We start from the raw sequence: 18160 nt of genomic DNA on the forward strand, positions 1-18160 counted from the left end.
CAATTTATCGCTTAACTGAACATTGTCGCATGATATGCCGCAGATTGCCGACGCTTTGTAGCTTAATCTTGTGGATTTTTTTGCTACAATGAAACCAATTTTTTTTGCACTTTTGATCTGTTAACTATGACTGACGCAACTGCGAATTCCGCTCAGAATATTGCTACAACTTACGATCCTACCGAGATCGAGAAAAAATGGTACCAAACTTGGGAAGAGAAAGGCTACTTTAAGCCATCTCAACAAGGTGAATCATTCTGTATCATGATTCCGCCGCCAAATGTCACGGGTAGCTTGCACATGGGTCATGGTTTTAACAATGCCATTATGGATGCCTTGACACGCTACAACCGTATGTCAGGTAAAAATACCTTATGGCAACCCGGGACTGACCATGCGGGTATCGCAACCCAAATGGTGGTTGAACGCCAACTTGCTGCGCAAAATATCAGCCGTCATGATTTGGGTCGTGAACAGTTCATCGACAAAGTTTGGGAATGGAAAGAACAGTCTGGCGGGAATATTACTCGTCAAATCCGTCGTTTAGGTTCTTCAGTAGACTGGTCTCGTGAACGCTTTACCATGGATGAAGGTTTATCTAATGCGGTAAAAGAAGTTTTCGTAAAACTGCACGAAGACGGTTTGATTTACCGTGGTAAACGTCTGGTGAACTGGGATCCGAAACTGCAAACCGCGCTTTCTGACTTAGAAGTTGAGTCAGACAAAGAAGAAGCCGGTTCATTGTGGCACTTCAAATATTTCTTTGAAGATAAAAACTTGCGCACGCACGATGGCAAAGATCACATCGTTGTCGCAACCACGCGTCCAGAAACATTGCTCGGTGATACTGCGGTTGCAGTGGCACTGGATGATGAGCGTTATACGCACCTTGTCGGTCAGAACATCATTCTGCCAATTACAGGTCGTGCAGTTCCAATCGTTAAAGATGAATATGTCGACAAAGAATTCGGTACAGGCTGTGTAAAAATTACCCCTGCGCACGACTTTAACGACTATGAAGTCGGCAAACGCTGCGAACTCCCAATCATCAATATCTTCAACAAAAATGCGGAAGTATTGGCTGAGTTTGAATACATCGCCAAAGCGGGCGAGCAAATTTCTAAAACCATCGCAGCCCCTGCTGACTATGTGGGTTTAGAGCGTTTTGCTGCACGTAAGAAATTGGTTGAGCAAGCAGAAGCTGAAGGCTGGTTAGATCAAATTCAACCGTACACCTTGAAGCCACCACGCGGTGACCGTTCAGGCGTGATTGTTGAGCCATTATTGACCGACCAATGGTATGTAAAAATTGCACCACTGGCTGAACCTGCGATTGAAGCGGTGAAAGATGGTCGCATCAAATTCGTACCAGAACAGTACAGCAACATGTACATGGCGTGGATGAACAACATTCAAGACTGGTGTATTTCACGTCAGCTTTGGTGGGGTCACCGTATTCCAGCTTGGTACGATGCACAAGGTAATGTATTTGTGGGTCGTGACGAAGCAGAAGTCCGTGCGAAAAACAACATCCCTGCTGATGTTGCATTGAACCAAGATGAAGACGTATTGGATACATGGTTCTCATCTGCACTTTGGACGTTCTCGACTTTAGATTGGACAGGTGATGCCAAGAAAGATGCGGAAAACTATTTCCTCAAGACTTTCCACCCGACAGATGTATTAGTCACTGGTTTTGACATTATCTTCTTCTGGGTAGCGCGCATGATCATGATGACCATGCACTTCATGAAAAATGAAGATGGTACGCCGCAAGTTCCGTTCAAAACTGTGTATGTCCATGGTTTAGTACGCGATGGCGAAGGTCAGAAGATGTCTAAATCTAAGGGTAACGTACTTGACCCATTAGATTTGATTGACGGTGTAGATCTTGAAACCTTGGTACAAAAACGTACTACGGGTTTGATGAACCCGAAACAAGCGGCGAAGATTGAAAAATCGACTCGTAAAGAATTCCCAGAAGGCATTCAGGCTTACGGTACAGATGCGGTTCGTTTCACGTTCTGTGCGCTAGCCAATACTGGTCGTGACATTAAGTTCGACATGAAACGTGTTGAAGGTTACCGTAACTTTGCCAATAAAATCTGGAACGCGACCCGTTTCGTGATGATGAATGTTGAAGGTCAAACGATTGGTGCTGAAGCACGTCCTGATCTGTGGGAATTGCCTGAACAATGGATCATCAGCCGTCTGCAAAAAGCCGAAGCTGCGGTACAACAAGCCTTTGCGACTTACCGTTTAGACTTGGCTGCACAAGCAATTTACGAATTTATCTGGAATGAATACTGCGACTGGTATGTCGAGTTAACCAAACCAGTTCTGAACGATGCTGAAGTGTCTGAAGAGCGTAAAGCGGAAGTTCGTCGCGTGTTACTTGCCGTGATGGAAGCATCTTTACGTCTTGCGCATCCGCTTATGCCGTATTTGACTGAAGAAATTTGGCAGACGCTTGCACCGAAACTCGGTATTGCTGGCGAAACCATTATGCTTGCGCAATACCCTGTTGCGAACCCTGAGCGTGTAAACGAACAGGCTGAAGCAGATATGCAATGGCTGCAAGGTCTGATTGGTGCGGTGCGTAACATCCGTGGTGAAATGGGCTTAGGTAATGCGCGTTTATTACCAGTGTTGCTTCAAAACACCACTGATGCTGAAAAAGCACAGATCACCCGTATTGAAGCATTGTTTAAAGCTTTAGCAAAAGTGGAAAGCATTACATTCTTGGCTGATGCTGAACAACCACCATTGTCTTCTTCATCTGTTGTGGGTCACGTATCTGTATTCGTTCCAATGAAGGGTTTAATTGACCCGAAAGCGGAATTGGGTCGTTTACAAAAAGACTTAGACAAAGTTCAAAAGCAGCATGACCAAATTGCGACTAAACTTGGCAATGAAGGTTTTGTAGCGAAAGCACCTGCGGCTGTCGTTGAAGGTGAAAAAGCGAAATTGGCTGAGTTTGCTGACCAGTTAGCGAAAATTAAAGCGAATATGGAGCAGATTGCAGCGCTGTAAGGTGTTGTTAATTTAATCTATTTTGTGTATAAAGGGCTGATTATTCAGCCCTTTATTATTTTAAAAATGAAAGAACTATTAGAACCAATTTATCTTAATGAAAAGATGTTACTCAACTGTGCAAGTTATCTATTTGATGGAATAGAGTTAAGTAAAGAAATTCACCAAGCCGATGAAAATCATTCAGATAAAAACCTAGACATTGAAGGTACTGCCAAAACAAATGGAATAGTTGATTTAATAGCTCAGGCTGATGGGAAACTCAATGCAGGCCTGATTACAAGAAATAATTCTAGTCTTTCATCAAATTCGGTCAAAAATATTACTTTAGGTGCTATACATATGAAAGCACTCAAAAAGCTATATGAAGAAGGCTTAATCCATAATTTTAAAAATTTTGAGGAAAACTTAAAGAAAAAACCATATATATCTATTGAGGCAGATTTACAACCAGTAGATTTCTTCGAGCTATTACAAATATTAAAAATGCTTACTCCTCAATTAAAATATTTCGTGGCACTTCTGAATAAAAAAAATACTAACAATACAAACAAGAGAAATCCATCAGCTCAACAATCATTAAATAATGACCTGATAGAGATCATTAAAAATCTAATTGTAGAGTTAGAAAAGAGCTACTTAGAATCAAATTTACTAGAAATGCTTATGTTCAAGGATAATAAATGTATAGGTGTAATAGATTTAGACCTAGATAATATAGATCCAAGTAAGTTAAAGTCTCAATTAAACGATGGCAATTTCACAGTTATAGGCAAAATAACTAAAAACATTACATCAGATGAAAGAATAAATTTGCTTCAACGAAATATTATTACACCTTTATTAACTATCGTTGAGCGTATAACTGTATTTGTAGAGACGAAAAAAAATCTTCAAAATTTAGAAGTGTTAGAAGATAAAATTTCCAAGTTAAAAGAATTAAAAGATACCGTTTTCTCAATTATTAACTTATTACTGGATATTTATATAGAAGGCCCTGCTCTTAGAATCCGTGCAATGTCTGTTTGTATTTAAAATATGAGAACCAAGTAATATCTATCAAATGATGATTTGAACTAATACAGATAAAATCCCCTCTCCTCCTAGGAGAGGGTTAGGGAGAGGTACTTCTGAATTTTTTCCATTATAACTTCAATCCCTCATCCTAACCTTCTCCCAAAGGGAGAAGGAGAACTTACTACATGTTCTCTTTTAAACCAAAACATATACTCCACAAATCCCCTAAAACTGCTTCCATATTCTTCAATACATCATGATTCCAAAACCGTACAACTTTTAAATCCAAAGCCTCTAAAAACTTGGTTCGTTCAGCATCATAGGTTTTTCCATCTTCCGTATTGTGCTGACTACCATCTAGCTCAATAACCAATCCCAACTCATGACAGTAAAAATCTACAATATAGGGAGCAATCACATGCTGTCTGCGAAATTTAAGATTCATAAATCGTTTAGCACGAAGTAGTTGCCACATGAGGTGTTCTGCATCTGTGGCATTGCTCCGCATGGTTTTAGCGAATTCTAATAATTGTGGGTCTAGTTTCATTTTTTATTATTACCTCTCCCTAGCCCTCTCCTAAAAGGAGAGGGAATGTTCATTATAAATTTGATGCAGACATATAATCACTTGCTACTCCCTCTCCCTCAGGCAGAGGGTTGGGGTGAGGGAAAATCAAAGTGCCCCATGCCCCAACAACATCTCCACACCACTCACCTTTTTCATATGCTTTAAACGCTCTTTTTCCCACTTCAACTGCTGCTTTAACCCAGCACAATCGGCATCTATGGCTTTATACACATCACTGATCTGCACATGCTCCGCTTTCACATTCTTCGCTAACTGAAAAGAATCTAAAATTTCCGCAATTTGGCTTTCAAGCTGCTGACTTTGAGCATCCAATGCCAACTGATAAAACTTTACTTGCTCAGGCGAGAGTTCTTTTGAAGTTACGCTCTTATTCTGCTCAAGCTGTAACTGCATTTTCAGTAAATAAAACAAATCCTGCTGCTCATACGCCTGACTTGCCTTCTGAAACAACGCAGTTTTTTCGGCTTTCTTGCTTTCATCTTGTTCACGGTCAGGGTGAATCATCGCAGCAATTTTTAAGTACACGGTTTTCAAAGACTGAGCTGCCATCTGCTCCGCTTGCTCACGTTTTTGTTGCAGTCGTTGCTGCTTGGCGTGTTCTCGTGCCTGTTGCTGCTCGGCAGCATATTGTTCAAAGTCTTGCTCTATATCAAACTCATCTTGCTGAGGAGTTTCCTGATTTTCTAGACGGACATTCTGCGACTTTTTGCTTTTTTTAGCATTCGATTGTGCTATAACCTGCTGATAAAAGGTATTTATTTGAGCAACTTGAGTATATTGCTCGGCAGACAGAACTTTAGAATGTTTGAGGATCTTTCCAAGACTGGCAATTTTCTCATCGAGTTGCTGTATTTCTGCTTTAGAAAATTCGTGGCTATGCAGCATATTCCAAAGCTGCTGCATTTGCTGAAACAGCACCGTATGCAATTCGGCATAGACAGGGTAAAGTTTTTGGCGGGTGTGCTGCTGAATCTCATCCTGCGCATTTTGCCATGTCACCAGACTGATTTTTTGCTGTTCGATTTTGTCGATCAGGCGATTGAGCTTTTTCTGCTGTGGGGAAAGTTCAGTCTTTTTCTGTATCGTTACTTTGAGATCAGAAGTCATCGCCAATCACACTTGCAAAAGCAACACTATAGCAAGATTGGCAATGTGACGCAGTAGCGAGACACAAGCATGGAGCTGATTGTGATTTTGCGATCTGCCCCATGCTCAACAAAAGAATGACTATTCGCTCGCTTCGATGAGTTCTTTTGAAGACACCACACAATTACGCCCCTGTTCCTTGGCAGAATACAAGTTTTTATCCGCACGGCGAATGGCAGTATTCACATCGACATCTTCTAGACTTGCTACAGTCACCCCGATACTCATGGTGATGGGGTGATGATCAATAATGACGGCATCTGCAATCACTTGGCGGATTTTTTCAGCCAAAACGACTGCACCTTTCAGCGATGTATCTGGCAATAAAACGACAAATTCCTCACCACCAAAACGTGCGACAAAATCGGTCGTTCTCAGTGCTGTTGGCAACAATTTAGCCACACTTTGCAAGACATAATCGCCCATTTCATGCCCGAAGGTATCATTCACTTTCTTAAAGAAGTCGATATCCATCAGCAATACGGCATAAACTTGCTGAGAGCGGTGCAACTGCTCAAATAAATAGTCCAAATACGCATTGCAAGCACGGCGGTTGTGTAATCCTGTCAACGCATCATAACGAGCCAGTTTTTCCAGCTCTAAATTGGCTTGCTTTAACGCTTGAGTCCGTTCTTCAACTTTCTGTTCCAGATTGGCATTGGTGTCTTGAAGCTGCTGCTGCTGTGACAACAAGGTTTCGGTCATGCTTTCTAAAGATTGTGACAAGCCTTGAATTTCACGAATGGTGGTTGTGGTTTCAAAGTGCACATTGTCCTGACCCTGTTCAACTGCATGTGCCTTTTGCGCTAATTTTTCGATTGGATGGCTAAACTTATTGGCGAGCTTATAAGTAATGAATAGCAGCACCAATGAAAGAATAAAACCTATCAGCAAAATCTGATGTTGTAGCGAACGAACATTCATTAAAGCAATTGCCACAGGTTGGCGAATCACCACATGCCACCCCAAATTGGTCGTGGTTTTCGAGACCACTGGAATATCAACGGTTAAATAGGCTTTATCTTCATGCCAATGATCAAGAAAATACATTGGTCGCTGCTTGCTATACGCAGGAGGTTTAACCTGTCCAATACTTTTAAACGGATATAAAATGTCACCACTGGAGTTCACAATAAATACTTCAATGCCTTGCTCCACCGCATCTTGTGAAAGTGCACTATTTAAAACATGTCCTGCCCAACTCCAGTCAGCATGTGCCGCAAGAACCCCTTTGACTTTGTGCGTCACAGGGTCATAAATCGGCGTTGCAAAGTCAATAAAGCGCATCGGTTCATTCGGGTTCACCGCTTTAATCTGCTTGGCAAGCAATACCGCTTTATGGACATCGCCCAAATAGACATGTTTGGAACCATTAATAAACCACGGACGCTCTGAAACGTCTGCGCCTTCAAGCAGATGGTTGGCTGCAACCTCAACCTTGCCATCAAGATTGGCTATGCCAAGCCACGCATAATATTGATAGGACTTTTTGACCTGATCGAGTTGTATCTGAACACGCGGGTTGTGAAAATCGGCCTCCGCAAAAAATGGCGACTGACCGAGCAGTACCATTTCCCGCTCTCGTTCCGTCAACGATGTCGCCAGCGTATTACTGATATTCTTTGCTGAGATATATAAAGCTTGACCATTGGCTTTGGTCATTTGCGCTGAAGCAATTTGACCAATATACAGCGTAATACATAGGCCTAAAGTAAAAGCTAAACCTGTAAATAAAATCAGTAGACGATTTCGAAAGGAGTCTATTTGAAGCACGCGTACCAGCCCCTTTAAATAAGCAATTGTTTTAATTTAAAAAGTAGTTATGCCGTGTATTACATCATTTAACCCAAACACAGCATCAAAAAATGCCCTTTCAGCCACACAATTATCAGAGATGAAAATAGTCAAATGACATTTTGGGAACTCACTTTTCTATTTTGAGAGATTCAAAACCGATCAAAACTGAACATCTTCTAGGCATGACTATTAAAACATTGTTCAATAGCAACATAAAACCAAAACTTGATTAATTTGGTCGGAATAATTCGGGTGCTCGAATCATCATGATTCATATCCATGAACAAGTGCTTCTTGCCTTAGTCGAGATTGCTGATTTAGGTCATACACCAAATCACAAGCGGTAAAGTCAGTGCCGCACAAACGGTTTGAAAGCTAATCACCGCAGCCATGAGCTGACTATCACCATTGAGTACTTTGGTTAAAATGTAAGAAGCCGAAGCCGTTGGCAATGCAAAGAAAATGACCATGACTTGCAGGCTGAGTTGGGGCACAGCAAAGTGGTTCGCTACCGTATAGGCCAAAGCAGGCATCAACAATAAACGTGCGAACGTATCTAGAGACAACGCCCAAAGATCCTTATGGAGTTGCTTAAACTGCAAAGCTGCACCCACACAGAATAAACCTAATGGCAAACTCGATGCTGCACTAATTTTAAGGACTTGTAGAATGCCCTGCCAGATTGGAACATTCAGCAGATTCAAACTGATTCCGACAGCACAGGACAAAATTAACGGATTTTTTAGCAGTGACAATAACACAGGACGCAATGCCATGTGCTGACGTTCCATTAGAGACAATACCGAAATGACGTTTACCACAGGAATGCATAATGCTAACAAGACCGCCAAGATGGCCATGCCCTGTTTGGCATACAATGCCGCTACGAGTGCCAGACCAATATAGGTATTGAAGCGCACCACACTTTGCATATGCACCCCAAAACGTGCTGCGGACATTGGCTTAAACATCCGCAGTGCATATAAAAATGTACTTGCCGAAGCCACGACCACAAACATGCTGAGAATCGGACGTTTGAGTTGAGAAAACTCAATGTGTGCTGTTAGGGTAGTGTGCAACAAGAGCGCTGGAAACAACAGATAATAATTCAGCTTCTCTGCACCGTGCCAGAACCCATCTTCAAAAAAATTCACCTGCTTTAATCCATAACCTGTTGCGATCAGCACGATTAATGGAATCACTGCAAGCATCATTTGCTGCAACATGCTTTGCCTCAGCATTTCATCTTGTCATAAATCAAGTTTAAACAAGATTTGTGCTCATGCTAAAATGAGCTTTTCCTCATGATGTCGTGCCTTGCCATGACCTTTAGCCAATTAGAAATTTTTGCATGGATTGCAGAACTGCGTAGCTTTACCGCAACTGCGGAGAAGCTGGGAATTACCCAATCGGCTGTCTCACATGCACTGAAAAGTTTGGAACAAGACTGGCAGGTTAATCTGATTGCCCGTCATAACAACCAAGTCGAACTCACCGCAACAGGACAGCAACTCCTGATCCATGTCAAAGAGTTACTGAGTATTTCGCATACTCTGGAACAAGAAGTACAAGCTTTGCATGGACTTAATCAGGGTACACTTCGCATTGGCTCTTTTGGTGCATCGTCTTCAATTTTGCTTTTGCCTGAAATTTTAGAAATCTTTCAGCAGCAGTATCCCAATATCGAAATTTATATTGATGAAGGTGATGATCAGGACGTTTGTCAGTGGCTTCAGGAAAGGCGGATTGATGTCGGTTTTGTTTTATTGCCGAATACACAGTTTGATTGTGTACCGTTACTGAATGATATTTTTGTGGCTTTAATTCCCAAAACCCATCACTTGGCAAAATACAGTACGATTCAGCCCGAGCAACTGGCACAAGAATCTTTCATAATGACTTTGGCAGGCAGCCAGAAACAAGTGGAACTGATTTTTCAGCAGTTTCAGGTGCAACCTAAAATTAAATATCGCATTTCCCAGATTCTCAGCATCATCAGCATGGTCAACAACCAACTAGGAATTTCTGTCGTTTCGGATATGGTGTTGACTCAAAAGTTACTAGCGCTCTACCCCAATGTCGTGAAACGTCCTTTTTCACCCAATTTAAAACGCAGTATTGGGCTTGCGGTCAAGAACAATAAACATCTCAGTCCTGCGACCAAAGCATTCATACAAATTGCCCAGCAGGTCTGGCAATCAGCATAAAACAGAGTTTATATGCCAAATATTAAGATCAATTTCAACAATCAGAAAATGATCATTCACTCATGATTCATCAAAGTCCTCTTGAAAGTTCCCTCTCCCTTTGGAATGAGGGTATCCTTATTGTCATTTATCGTTTTAAAAGTAACTGATGAATGAAGTCTATTAAATAAAAAATGTAATCACTAGAAAAATGCCACATAAGACATTAAAGATGGTGAGCATCATCGGCAAGTCAGTTCGATAACCTTCAATCAACTCCACTTGACTGAGTGACTTCAGGGCGACTTTATACTGACGGGCAGATAAAAGACTTAAGCCCATTCCAAACAAAATAACAATGACCGCAAAAATTTTGCTTAAAAGGATTTTAGTTGCATAGTTTTTGGGATCAAGAAGATGTGCAAGCACGGTTGAACGCTCCAGAAGAAACCCAAAAGCGATCAATCCTAAGCTCGTTCTGTTCCAAGCCAATAAGGTGCGCTCTAAAGCAAAAAATACACGAGGGTCTTGTAAATTGGACATTTTTACCTACTGTTAAAAGCATTTCTATGAACTTTAAAAAGTTATTCAATTTCTTGCAATAATTAAACTTCATGCAAGTTTATTTTCCAATACCGCCTAAAAAGCACCACATTTGTGCATTTAATCTGTTTTAGTGCACAAATTGCTTTATATCGAGTCTTGCGTATTTTCATATTTTCATGATTAAAATTTCCATCTAACAATACCTATATTGGTGCAACTTGCATCGCTATACTTGTGCACATTTCCAAATTAGCACTATTTTTAAGCGACCATAATGCAAAATTTCGATATTTTATTTTTATTGCTCGGCGCAGTTCTGGTTCTTGCCATGCATGCGGGCTTCGCATTTCTTGAGCTGGGGACAGTTCGGCATAAAAATCAGGTCAATGCTCTGAGTAAAATCTTATCGGATTTTGCAATCTCAGCGATAGCTTACTTTTTTATCGGGTATTACATTGCTTATGGGCAGCACTTTTTCCATTCAGGTAATGTACTAGCTGAACAGCATGGTTACAACCTGATGCGCTGCTTCTTCCTACTCACCTTTGCCGCAGCAATTCCTGCGATTATCTCAGGTGGTATTGCAGAACGCGCGAAGATGCGTACCCAAGCCATTGCGACTTTATTACTGGTCGGACTTGTTTATCCTTTTTTTGAAGGATTGATCTGGAATGGCAATTTAGGCTTACAAAACTGGCTACAACAAACTTTTGGCGCAAGTTTTCATGACTTCGCAGGTTCAGTCGTTGTCCATGCAATGGGAGGCTGGATCGCTTTAGCTGCTGTCATCTTACTGGGACCACGTTATGGTCGCTATCGTAAAGATGGTGCTATTGCTGCACACCCACCATCATCTATTCCCTTTCTGGCACTGGGCTCATGGGTTCTCATGGTTGGCTGGTTCGGCTTTAATGTGATGAGTGCCCAACGCTTAGATGCTATTTCAGGATTAGTTGCCATCAACTCACTGATGGCAATGGTTGGCGGTACGATTACAGCTAACTATATGGGCAAAGATGACCCTGGTTTCTTGCACAATGGCCCGCTTGCAGGTCTGGTTGCAATCTGTGCAGGTTCAGATATTGTTCATCCGATTGGCGCACTGGTGATTGGTGGTATCGCAGGTATCGTGTTTGTACAACTCTTTACCTATACCCAAAACAAACTCAAAGTCGATGATGTGCTTGGGGTTTGGCCAATGCATGGGGTTTGTGGTGCATTAGGTGGTATTGCTGCGGGTATTTTTGGACAAACCACTTTAGGTGGTCTAGGTGGTGTATCTTTCGTTGCACAAATCATCGGTACACTCCTTGCGATTGCAATTGCACTTGCAGGTGGATTCGGTGTTTATGGCTTATTGAAAGTCACCATGGGAATTCGCCTAACCCAAGAAGAAGAATATCGCGGTGCTGACTTATCTATTCATAAAATTTCTGCAAATGCCGAGGAAAGTAAGTTCTAAGGCAGTCTTTGGGCAAACTCCTTTTAAGTTTGCCTTTCATGACATTTTCAATGTGATATGACAATACTGTAAGATAACCCTATACTTATCGGGAAAACTGAGATACATTTTCATTCCCGCTTGTTTTCACTCACCACCTGAATAAGGTGTCGTTGTTCGTATGCACAAATATCAAGAGTTCTTGGAACACACCGCCTCTACACAAAGCCGATCGATTCAGCCTTATGTGATTGATGGATTAAAGGTATGGCTCAAGAAAGCGTCGAAGCGCCATCCTTGGTGGTTGTATTTACCTTTGCAATGGTTTTCTAAGCTTTTGAATTTACAGATTTTAGCACCTGTACCCAATTATGGTGGTTCAGATGCGATTCACTGTGAAGCACAGCGTATTCGTCAGTTAGAGCAAATCGGCATTTCTGTTCCCAAAGTGCTTGCTGAGTCAAAATCAGGGTTACTGATTCAAGATATTGCACATGATGATCAAAAACTGATGCAGCTTGATCATGCCTTGGCCCGTGAATCCAATTTTTCACAACGCAAAGCGTTATTTGAAACCGCGCTATATGCCTTAAAACAGATTCATGCTAAAAACAGTTATTTGAGCGAAGCCTTTGCCCGCAATATTTTGGTTGATAGCCAGCAGAATATTTCATTTATTGACTTTGAAACAGACCCACGCAGTACGCTGGATCTCGAGACATGTCAGGCACGTGACTGGTTATGTCTTTTATTTTCAACGGCTTTTCGATTTAATGAGCAAGAGCGTCCTGAAATTGAGCAAATGGTCAAACATGAGCTTAAAGATCGTCAGGACATTTTGTTTCAGCTTGGCAAAGTGGGACATCGCTTTGCATGGCTCAACCGCATTGGCGTAGAAAAAACGGGAAATGATGGGAAACGAATGAAGATTTTTCTGATTTTTCTGAAAAATTTAAAACCGATCTCATCCGTTTAAAATATGAAGATGTGTCGGTAATCTTACCAAGACTTTTAAACCACCCAGCTCCAGACTTTGATCAAAGCTCAGCGTGCCACCGACATGCTGAATGGCTTTTTGCACAATTGATAAGCCCAAGCCACTGCCCACCTCTAAATGGTGATGGACGCGGTAAAAGCGCTTAAGCACCTGTTCATATTGCTCTTGTGGAATCCCTGGCCCACTATCCTCAATACAGACATAAGCAACTTGTTGCTGCTCATCTGGATAAACGGCAATATTAATTACACCTGCTGTCGGTGTGTACTTAATCGCATTATCAATCAGATTATAAATAATTGAATGTACTGTTGGTTCATAGTTTTGCAGAATCACTTCTTCATTGCGCTCAAAGCCCAGATCAATATCTTTTTCCATCGCCAAATTCATGAGCTGTTCCACACAGTTCAATGCAACATCATTGAGACGGAATTTTTTCGACATATCCAAAGTATTGAGTGATGCATCCTGTTTCGCCAACGCCAACAATTGACTTACCAAATGCTGGATCCGTGCCAAACCTTTGCTGAGATTAATCAAAGCGGTATTTTCGGGAAAATCTCTCAGCAGAATTTTGGTCTGCAAATTCAGCGCAGTAATTGGCGTACGCAACTCATGCGCAGCATCGGCTATAAATTGTTTCTGTTCCTGTTGTGTCTTTGAAATACGATCAAACAAGTAGTTAATTTCATTGACTGCTGGTAACAATTCGATTGGATATTGTTCTTCAGAAATATGACTTAACTCATTTGAATCACGCTGAGCCAGTTCACTTTTTAAATCATCCAGTGGTTTTAAACTCCCACGAATAATCCAGAAAATAATAAACAGCACAAATGGCATAATCAGAATATAGGGCAATACCATACTTCCAGCCAGCTCCAATGCCAGAACCTGTCGAGTCCGTTCATGCTGACTGACCTGAATCTGGAATTTTGCTGTGGGTAACACATAAGTGTACCACGTACCATTATCCGTTTCGCGCTTATAGAAACCTGCTTTACTCACCCTAGGAACAAGGAGCTGATTGGATTTTAGCTGATTGGGATCATCATAAGCCCAAATATCCATGAATACTTCTTGACGCTGATATTCATGGTCGAGGTTAAAACTACTATGGTTACTTTTAAGATTAAATGTTGTGGCGCGAGTGGCCAAAAACTGCATTTGGGTGTCCAAAATGCGAGTGAGTTCTTTTAGTGCAATATGATAGGTCGAAAACATCAAAATACATGCCATCACCAAACTCATCAGTGATGTCAGGACAACCAGTTTTGACCCTAAAGACTTGCGCTTTTGCATATTGCACTCAAACTCAGTTATGTCCTAGACGATAACCCAAGCCGCGAATCGTACGAATAAAGTCTTTCCCCAGTTTGGCACGCAAATGGTGAATATAAACTTCTATCGTATTACTCGAAACTTCACTGTCAAAATCATACAGTTTGTCTTCCAAATTAGATTTTGAAAAAATCTTATTGGGATGCGTCATCAGTGGGGTCAAAATCGCCCATTCACGATTAGACAATTCGATGATTTGACCTTTATATTTAGCAATATGTTGCTCGATATCGAGCATCAAGTCACCATTTGTGAGAACTTTATCGTTACTTGTCGTTTTTACGCCAACACCAGCACGGCGCAACAATGCCTGAATTCGAGCAAATAACTCTTCAAATTCATAAGGTTTAACCAAGTAATCATCTGCCCCTTGGTTTAAACCATCCACACGATTTTCCAGTTGATCACGAGCAGAAATAATCAGGACTGGAATTTGCGTGCGCTGACGAATCTGCTTGAGTACCTGCATGCCATCCATCAAGGGCAAGCCAAGATCAAGCAACACGATATCAAACGCTTGCTTAGACAATTCTGTCAGACCATCAACACCATTGTTGACCCATTCAACATCAAAACCATGATATTTCAATAGGGTAATGGTGGACTCTGCAATCATGAAATCATCTTCAATAATTAAGATCTTGGACATGCGATGCACTCTAATTACAATTTAGGTGTTGGCACACTGTGCCAACATATTTAATTCGGGTTGAATGACTTGACTGTCAATATCTAACAAACTCAACAAGGTTGGGAACAAATTATCCTGCCCTCGTTTGGCCTGTCGCTGTTGCAACAAACACGCCACTTGTTGCGGATGATTGCTACGCCATTCTGGAGAGAACCACATCATCATTGGAATATGTGTCTGCTGTGACGGTGCTAAAGCATACGGTGCGCCATGCAGATACAATCCATTTTCACCTGTGGACTCGCCATGATCTGACAAATACCAAAAACCGGTTTGGTATTTATCATTATTTGCTAAAACACGAATTACTTCGCTTAAAATATGATCTGTATAAACAATACTATTATCATAGCTATTGATCAATTTTGACCGTTCACAGCTTTGAATTGCAGTCGTATTGCAACTCGGCTGGAAAGGTGAAAATTCAGCAGTCGACCGCTGATAATAGGCAGGACCATGACTCCCAATCTGATGTAATACCACCAGTTGCGGTGTCTGGTCAGTTGCAGGAATACTTTGTAAATAACGCTGCAAACTTTCTAATAAAACACCATCTAGACAATAATCCCGATTCTCACAATATTTTTTCTTAATATCGTCAGGAATAACAAAATTATTGACCCGATCACAAGTCCCTTTACACCCTGAATCATTCTCAATCCAAGTGACTTTATAACCTGCATGTTGAGCAACATCGAGTAAACCTTCCCGATGCGAAGCCAAACGTTCATCATAATCCTTACGCGGCATACCCGAGAACATACATGGAACCGAAACCGCAGTTGCTGTACCACAAGAACTTGCCTGAGTGAAATTAATCAAATTCTCCACTTTCGCTAGTTCTGGATTGGTATTTTTCCTATAGCCATTCAACGAGAAACTTTCTGCACGCGCTGTTTCGCCAACTACCAAAACCATCAACTTGGCTTTTTGATTTGCAGTCACAGCAATATTACGTTTAGCATCCAAACCATATTGCACCAAAGGTAATGGTTTATACGACAACTTCTTGTAGTAACTCAAACCTGAACTAAACACATTATTTGGAGAGATCAGGTTTTTAACTTCACGATGTCCTCGAAACAACGACGTGAAATTAATATAGTTTAAGTAAACTGCCCCACCTACAATCACCAAAGCAACCACAATACTGGCAACTTTTTTCCAGAGCTGACCCAAGATCGGCTCTTTCTTTACGGGCAATACAGCCATTATAGCGATTGGTAAAATCACCATAAAAGCCAGCCAAACCAAATATTGCCATGATAATAAATTCATGGCTTCAGTTCGGTCAGTCTGCATCATATTTTGAATTTGTTCTGGGGTAATCATAATTCCCATACTATTTACAAAATATGCACTGCAACCTGCAATCACCAGTAAAATGGCAGCTAACCATTTTTTGTTCCACTGCCAAGATAAAATCTGTAAACACACGAAATAATAAAGTGTTAAAACCAGTGCGAGTGTCCCACCAAACATCAAACTTTTTAAACTACTCAAATTAGCGTAGATCAATGCCTGCCGATAAAATGTAAAGTTCAATGCGATGGCTAACCAAACCGCGATAATCAAATTAAAACGACTCAGGCTTATTGGCCGTAATCGAGTTCTAAACTGACTAAAAAAATTCAACATACTTATTCTTCCGTATGGAAATTGCAATGTATAAGGACTAACTTAAAAAACGCTTAAACAACAACTTATAAGAAAAATAGACAGCAAAGCATCGATATCAATTGCTCAATAGAATCAACGCTTGATGCTGAAATTGCTTGTTGTTGTGCTGAGTAAAAATCAGGTGGGTATTGTATCTATAAAATGATACTTAACATTATTTATATTTATTAAAATCATAAAAAAACCGCAGTCAACTGACTGCGGTTTTCATCACTTTAAATTCTATAAGAAGAATTAGAAGTTATATTTAGCCATCAAGTTTACGCGAGAGTAGTCGCCTTTTTCATTAAGGAATGTTTTACGTTGACCGTAAGTGTATTCTACACCCAAATCTACACCAGGAACTGGTGAGTAGAAGCTGTTTGCGATGATGTTATACATACTCTTGTTCAAACTTGTAGAGCTTGTTGTTTTTGCAAAATCAGCATAATCATTGCTGTTTTTATACCAGATACCACCAGCCGCTACAGTTGAACGCCATTTTGGTGACCATTTATGTGCATAGCCAATCAAACCTGAGTCAAATTCAGATTCAGCAATAATAACATCTGTGCCATCAACTCCAGTAGCATACGCTGGGTTTGAATAAAGCATATATTTGCTATCGCCTTTTACGTGGTAATAGTTAGCAAATACTGTATCGTTTGGTGTAAAGCTATATTTTGCACCAAGACCTACGCCCCAACCTAATTTTGTTTCATCAACACTGTCACTCAATGAAACACGGTTTTCATGTAGCAAACCATGCACTTGTAAAAGACCTTTTTTGTCTGCAGTTGCAATATCATAACGTGCAGTCAATGCAGGTAGGCGGTTACCACCTGAACTTGTAGTTCCTGTTGTAGTAATAGCTGTTACAGTTGCTGTTGAGGCTGAAGAGTTAATACCATCAACATCACCGCCTTCTAATGCTAACAATAATTTTTGGTTAGCTGTTACAGGCTGTGTATAACGGACTTGAACTGTACGTTTCGTACCACCACCCATTGCACCGTTGAAGTCAACAGTTTCAGGCATAGTGTCAGCATTTACGAATGGAGATGTGGTTTGACCCACTAACCATTTGTTTAAAGACATATAGGCATGACGTACACGGAATTGGCCGTCACTGTTTGTCCCACCACTGCTACCCATAAAGTCAGCTTCGATTTTACCAATCAAATCACCATATTGAGTTGGACGAACGATGTCTAAACCAATACGTGAAGTTGCAGCAGTAACGTTTAAGTTATCTTTAGTGCCATTTGCAGAATTTAAAGGTACTGAGTTTGTATTGTTGTTAATGTTTGGTGATGGGTTAGCTTTCGTATCGTATGTACCATCTACACGTACGCTACCGTAGAGTTTAACTTGAGTTTGACCATCTGGAAGTGTAAACCAACCTGGTTTAGAGCTTGAAGCCATTGGTGCAACTGGTGCTGGTTTAGCAGCAGCCATTTCAGCTTGTTGTTGCAACTGTACTGCTTGTTGTTGTTGTTGGCCAGAAAGTGTTTGAACCATTTGTTGAAGTTCTGCAACTTGTTCCTTTAAGTCAGCAACTTGTTGTGAAGTTGTTGCTGCTTGAGCTGAACCCATTGCTCCCCATGCTAAAGCTGCGCTTACAGAAAGTGCTAACGTTTTAACTTTGACCACAGTATTCTCCATCCAATAAAAAAACTTGTTGTTTTGAAAGTATCGCTACTATTCCAAACTAAGG

General features: G+C 41.0%; 14 protein-coding genes. 5 read left to right on the forward strand and 9 right to left on the reverse strand.

Features of this window, described 5'->3' with window-relative positions; translation table 11 throughout:
• Window positions 1-126: 126 nt before the first annotated feature.
• Both C1A47_RS09645 and C1A47_RS09650 read left to right on the forward strand, forming a co-directional pair.
• Window positions 127-3033 carry a valine--tRNA ligase gene (locus C1A47_RS09645; RefSeq protein WP_111894788.1) on the forward strand — a complete coding sequence of 969 codons (2907 nt, stop codon included), beginning with the start codon at window positions 127-129 and terminating at the stop codon, window positions 3031-3033.
• 66 nt (window positions 3034-3099) lie between these two features.
• Window positions 3100-4068, forward strand: coding sequence for a hypothetical protein (locus C1A47_RS09650; RefSeq protein WP_162625933.1), 969 nt, complete (start codon window positions 3100-3102; stop codon window positions 4066-4068).
• 163 nt (window positions 4069-4231) lie between these two features.
• On the opposite strand, the gene C1A47_RS09655 is transcribed toward C1A47_RS09650, so the two are convergent.
• The 4 genes from C1A47_RS09655 to C1A47_RS09670 form a co-directional block, all read right to left on the reverse strand.
• On the reverse strand, window positions 4232-4597 hold the full coding sequence (locus C1A47_RS09655) for an endonuclease domain-containing protein (RefSeq protein ID WP_111894792.1): 366 nt from the start codon (window positions 4595-4597) through the stop codon (window positions 4232-4234).
• 126 nt (window positions 4598-4723) lie between these two features.
• A complete protein-coding gene (locus C1A47_RS09660; protein ID WP_111894794.1) occupies window positions 4724-5746 on the reverse strand; it encodes a molecular chaperone DnaJ in 1023 nt (340 codons plus the stop codon).
• Window positions 5747-5866: 120 nt separating this feature from the next.
• Complete coding sequence (locus C1A47_RS09665; protein WP_111894796.1) at window positions 5867-7558, reverse strand: sensor domain-containing diguanylate cyclase; 1692 nt, start codon at window positions 7556-7558, stop codon at window positions 5867-5869.
• 341 nt (window positions 7559-7899) lie between these two features.
• Window positions 7900-8805, reverse strand: a complete 906-nt coding sequence (locus tag C1A47_RS09670; RefSeq protein WP_111894898.1) for an AEC family transporter — start codon at window positions 8803-8805, stop codon at window positions 7900-7902.
• A gap of 99 nt (window positions 8806-8904) precedes the next feature.
• Here C1A47_RS09670 and C1A47_RS09675 point away from each other — a divergent pair, with 99 nt between their 5' ends.
• Window positions 8905-9789 (forward strand): LysR family transcriptional regulator, encoded by an 885-nt coding sequence (locus C1A47_RS09675; protein ID WP_111894798.1) that lies wholly within the window; start codon window positions 8905-8907, stop codon window positions 9787-9789.
• Window positions 9790-9951: 162 nt separating this feature from the next.
• Here the strand turns inward: C1A47_RS09675 and C1A47_RS09680 are convergent, their stop codons facing one another.
• Window positions 9952-10311 (reverse strand): YidH family protein, encoded by a 360-nt coding sequence (locus tag C1A47_RS09680; RefSeq protein ID WP_111894800.1) that lies wholly within the window; start codon window positions 10309-10311, stop codon window positions 9952-9954.
• A 277-nt stretch (window positions 10312-10588) separates the two neighbouring features.
• Here C1A47_RS09680 and C1A47_RS09685 point away from each other — a divergent pair, with 277 nt between their 5' ends.
• Both C1A47_RS09685 and C1A47_RS09690 read left to right on the forward strand, forming a co-directional pair.
• Window positions 10589-11776 carry an ammonium transporter gene (locus tag C1A47_RS09685; RefSeq protein WP_111894802.1) on the forward strand — a complete coding sequence of 396 codons (1188 nt, stop codon included), beginning with the start codon at window positions 10589-10591 and terminating at the stop codon, window positions 11774-11776.
• 160 nt (window positions 11777-11936) lie between these two features.
• A complete protein-coding gene (locus C1A47_RS09690; RefSeq protein ID WP_111894804.1) occupies window positions 11937-12731 on the forward strand; it encodes a hypothetical protein in 795 nt (264 codons plus the stop codon).
• On the opposite strand, the gene C1A47_RS09695 is transcribed toward C1A47_RS09690, so the two are convergent.
• The 4 genes from C1A47_RS09695 to C1A47_RS09710 all read right to left on the reverse strand — a co-directional run bounded on the left by C1A47_RS09695 (window position 12720) and on the right by C1A47_RS09710 (window position 18096).
• On the reverse strand, window positions 12720-14054 hold the full coding sequence (locus tag C1A47_RS09695) for an ATP-binding protein (RefSeq protein ID WP_171294365.1): 1335 nt from the start codon (window positions 14052-14054) through the stop codon (window positions 12720-12722). The genes C1A47_RS09690 and C1A47_RS09695 overlap by 12 nt on opposite strands.
• Window positions 14055-14067: 13 nt before the next feature.
• Window positions 14068-14742, reverse strand: a complete 675-nt coding sequence (locus C1A47_RS09700) for a response regulator transcription factor (RefSeq protein ID WP_111894806.1) — start codon at window positions 14740-14742, stop codon at window positions 14068-14070.
• A gap of 21 nt (window positions 14743-14763) precedes the next feature.
• The gene (locus C1A47_RS09705; RefSeq protein WP_111894808.1) at window positions 14764-16422 is read right to left on the reverse strand and encodes a phosphoethanolamine transferase; all 1659 of its coding nucleotides are present in this window, start codon (window positions 16420-16422) and stop codon (window positions 14764-14766) included.
• 276 nt (window positions 16423-16698) lie between these two features.
• The gene (locus C1A47_RS09710; RefSeq protein ID WP_111894810.1) at window positions 16699-18096 is read right to left on the reverse strand and encodes a DcaP family trimeric outer membrane transporter; all 1398 of its coding nucleotides are present in this window, start codon (window positions 18094-18096) and stop codon (window positions 16699-16701) included.
• Window positions 18097-18160 lie beyond the last annotated feature (64 nt).

The organism is Acinetobacter sp. MB5 (genome assembly GCF_003261585.1).
Lineage (GTDB): Bacteria > Pseudomonadota > Gammaproteobacteria > Pseudomonadales > Moraxellaceae > Acinetobacter.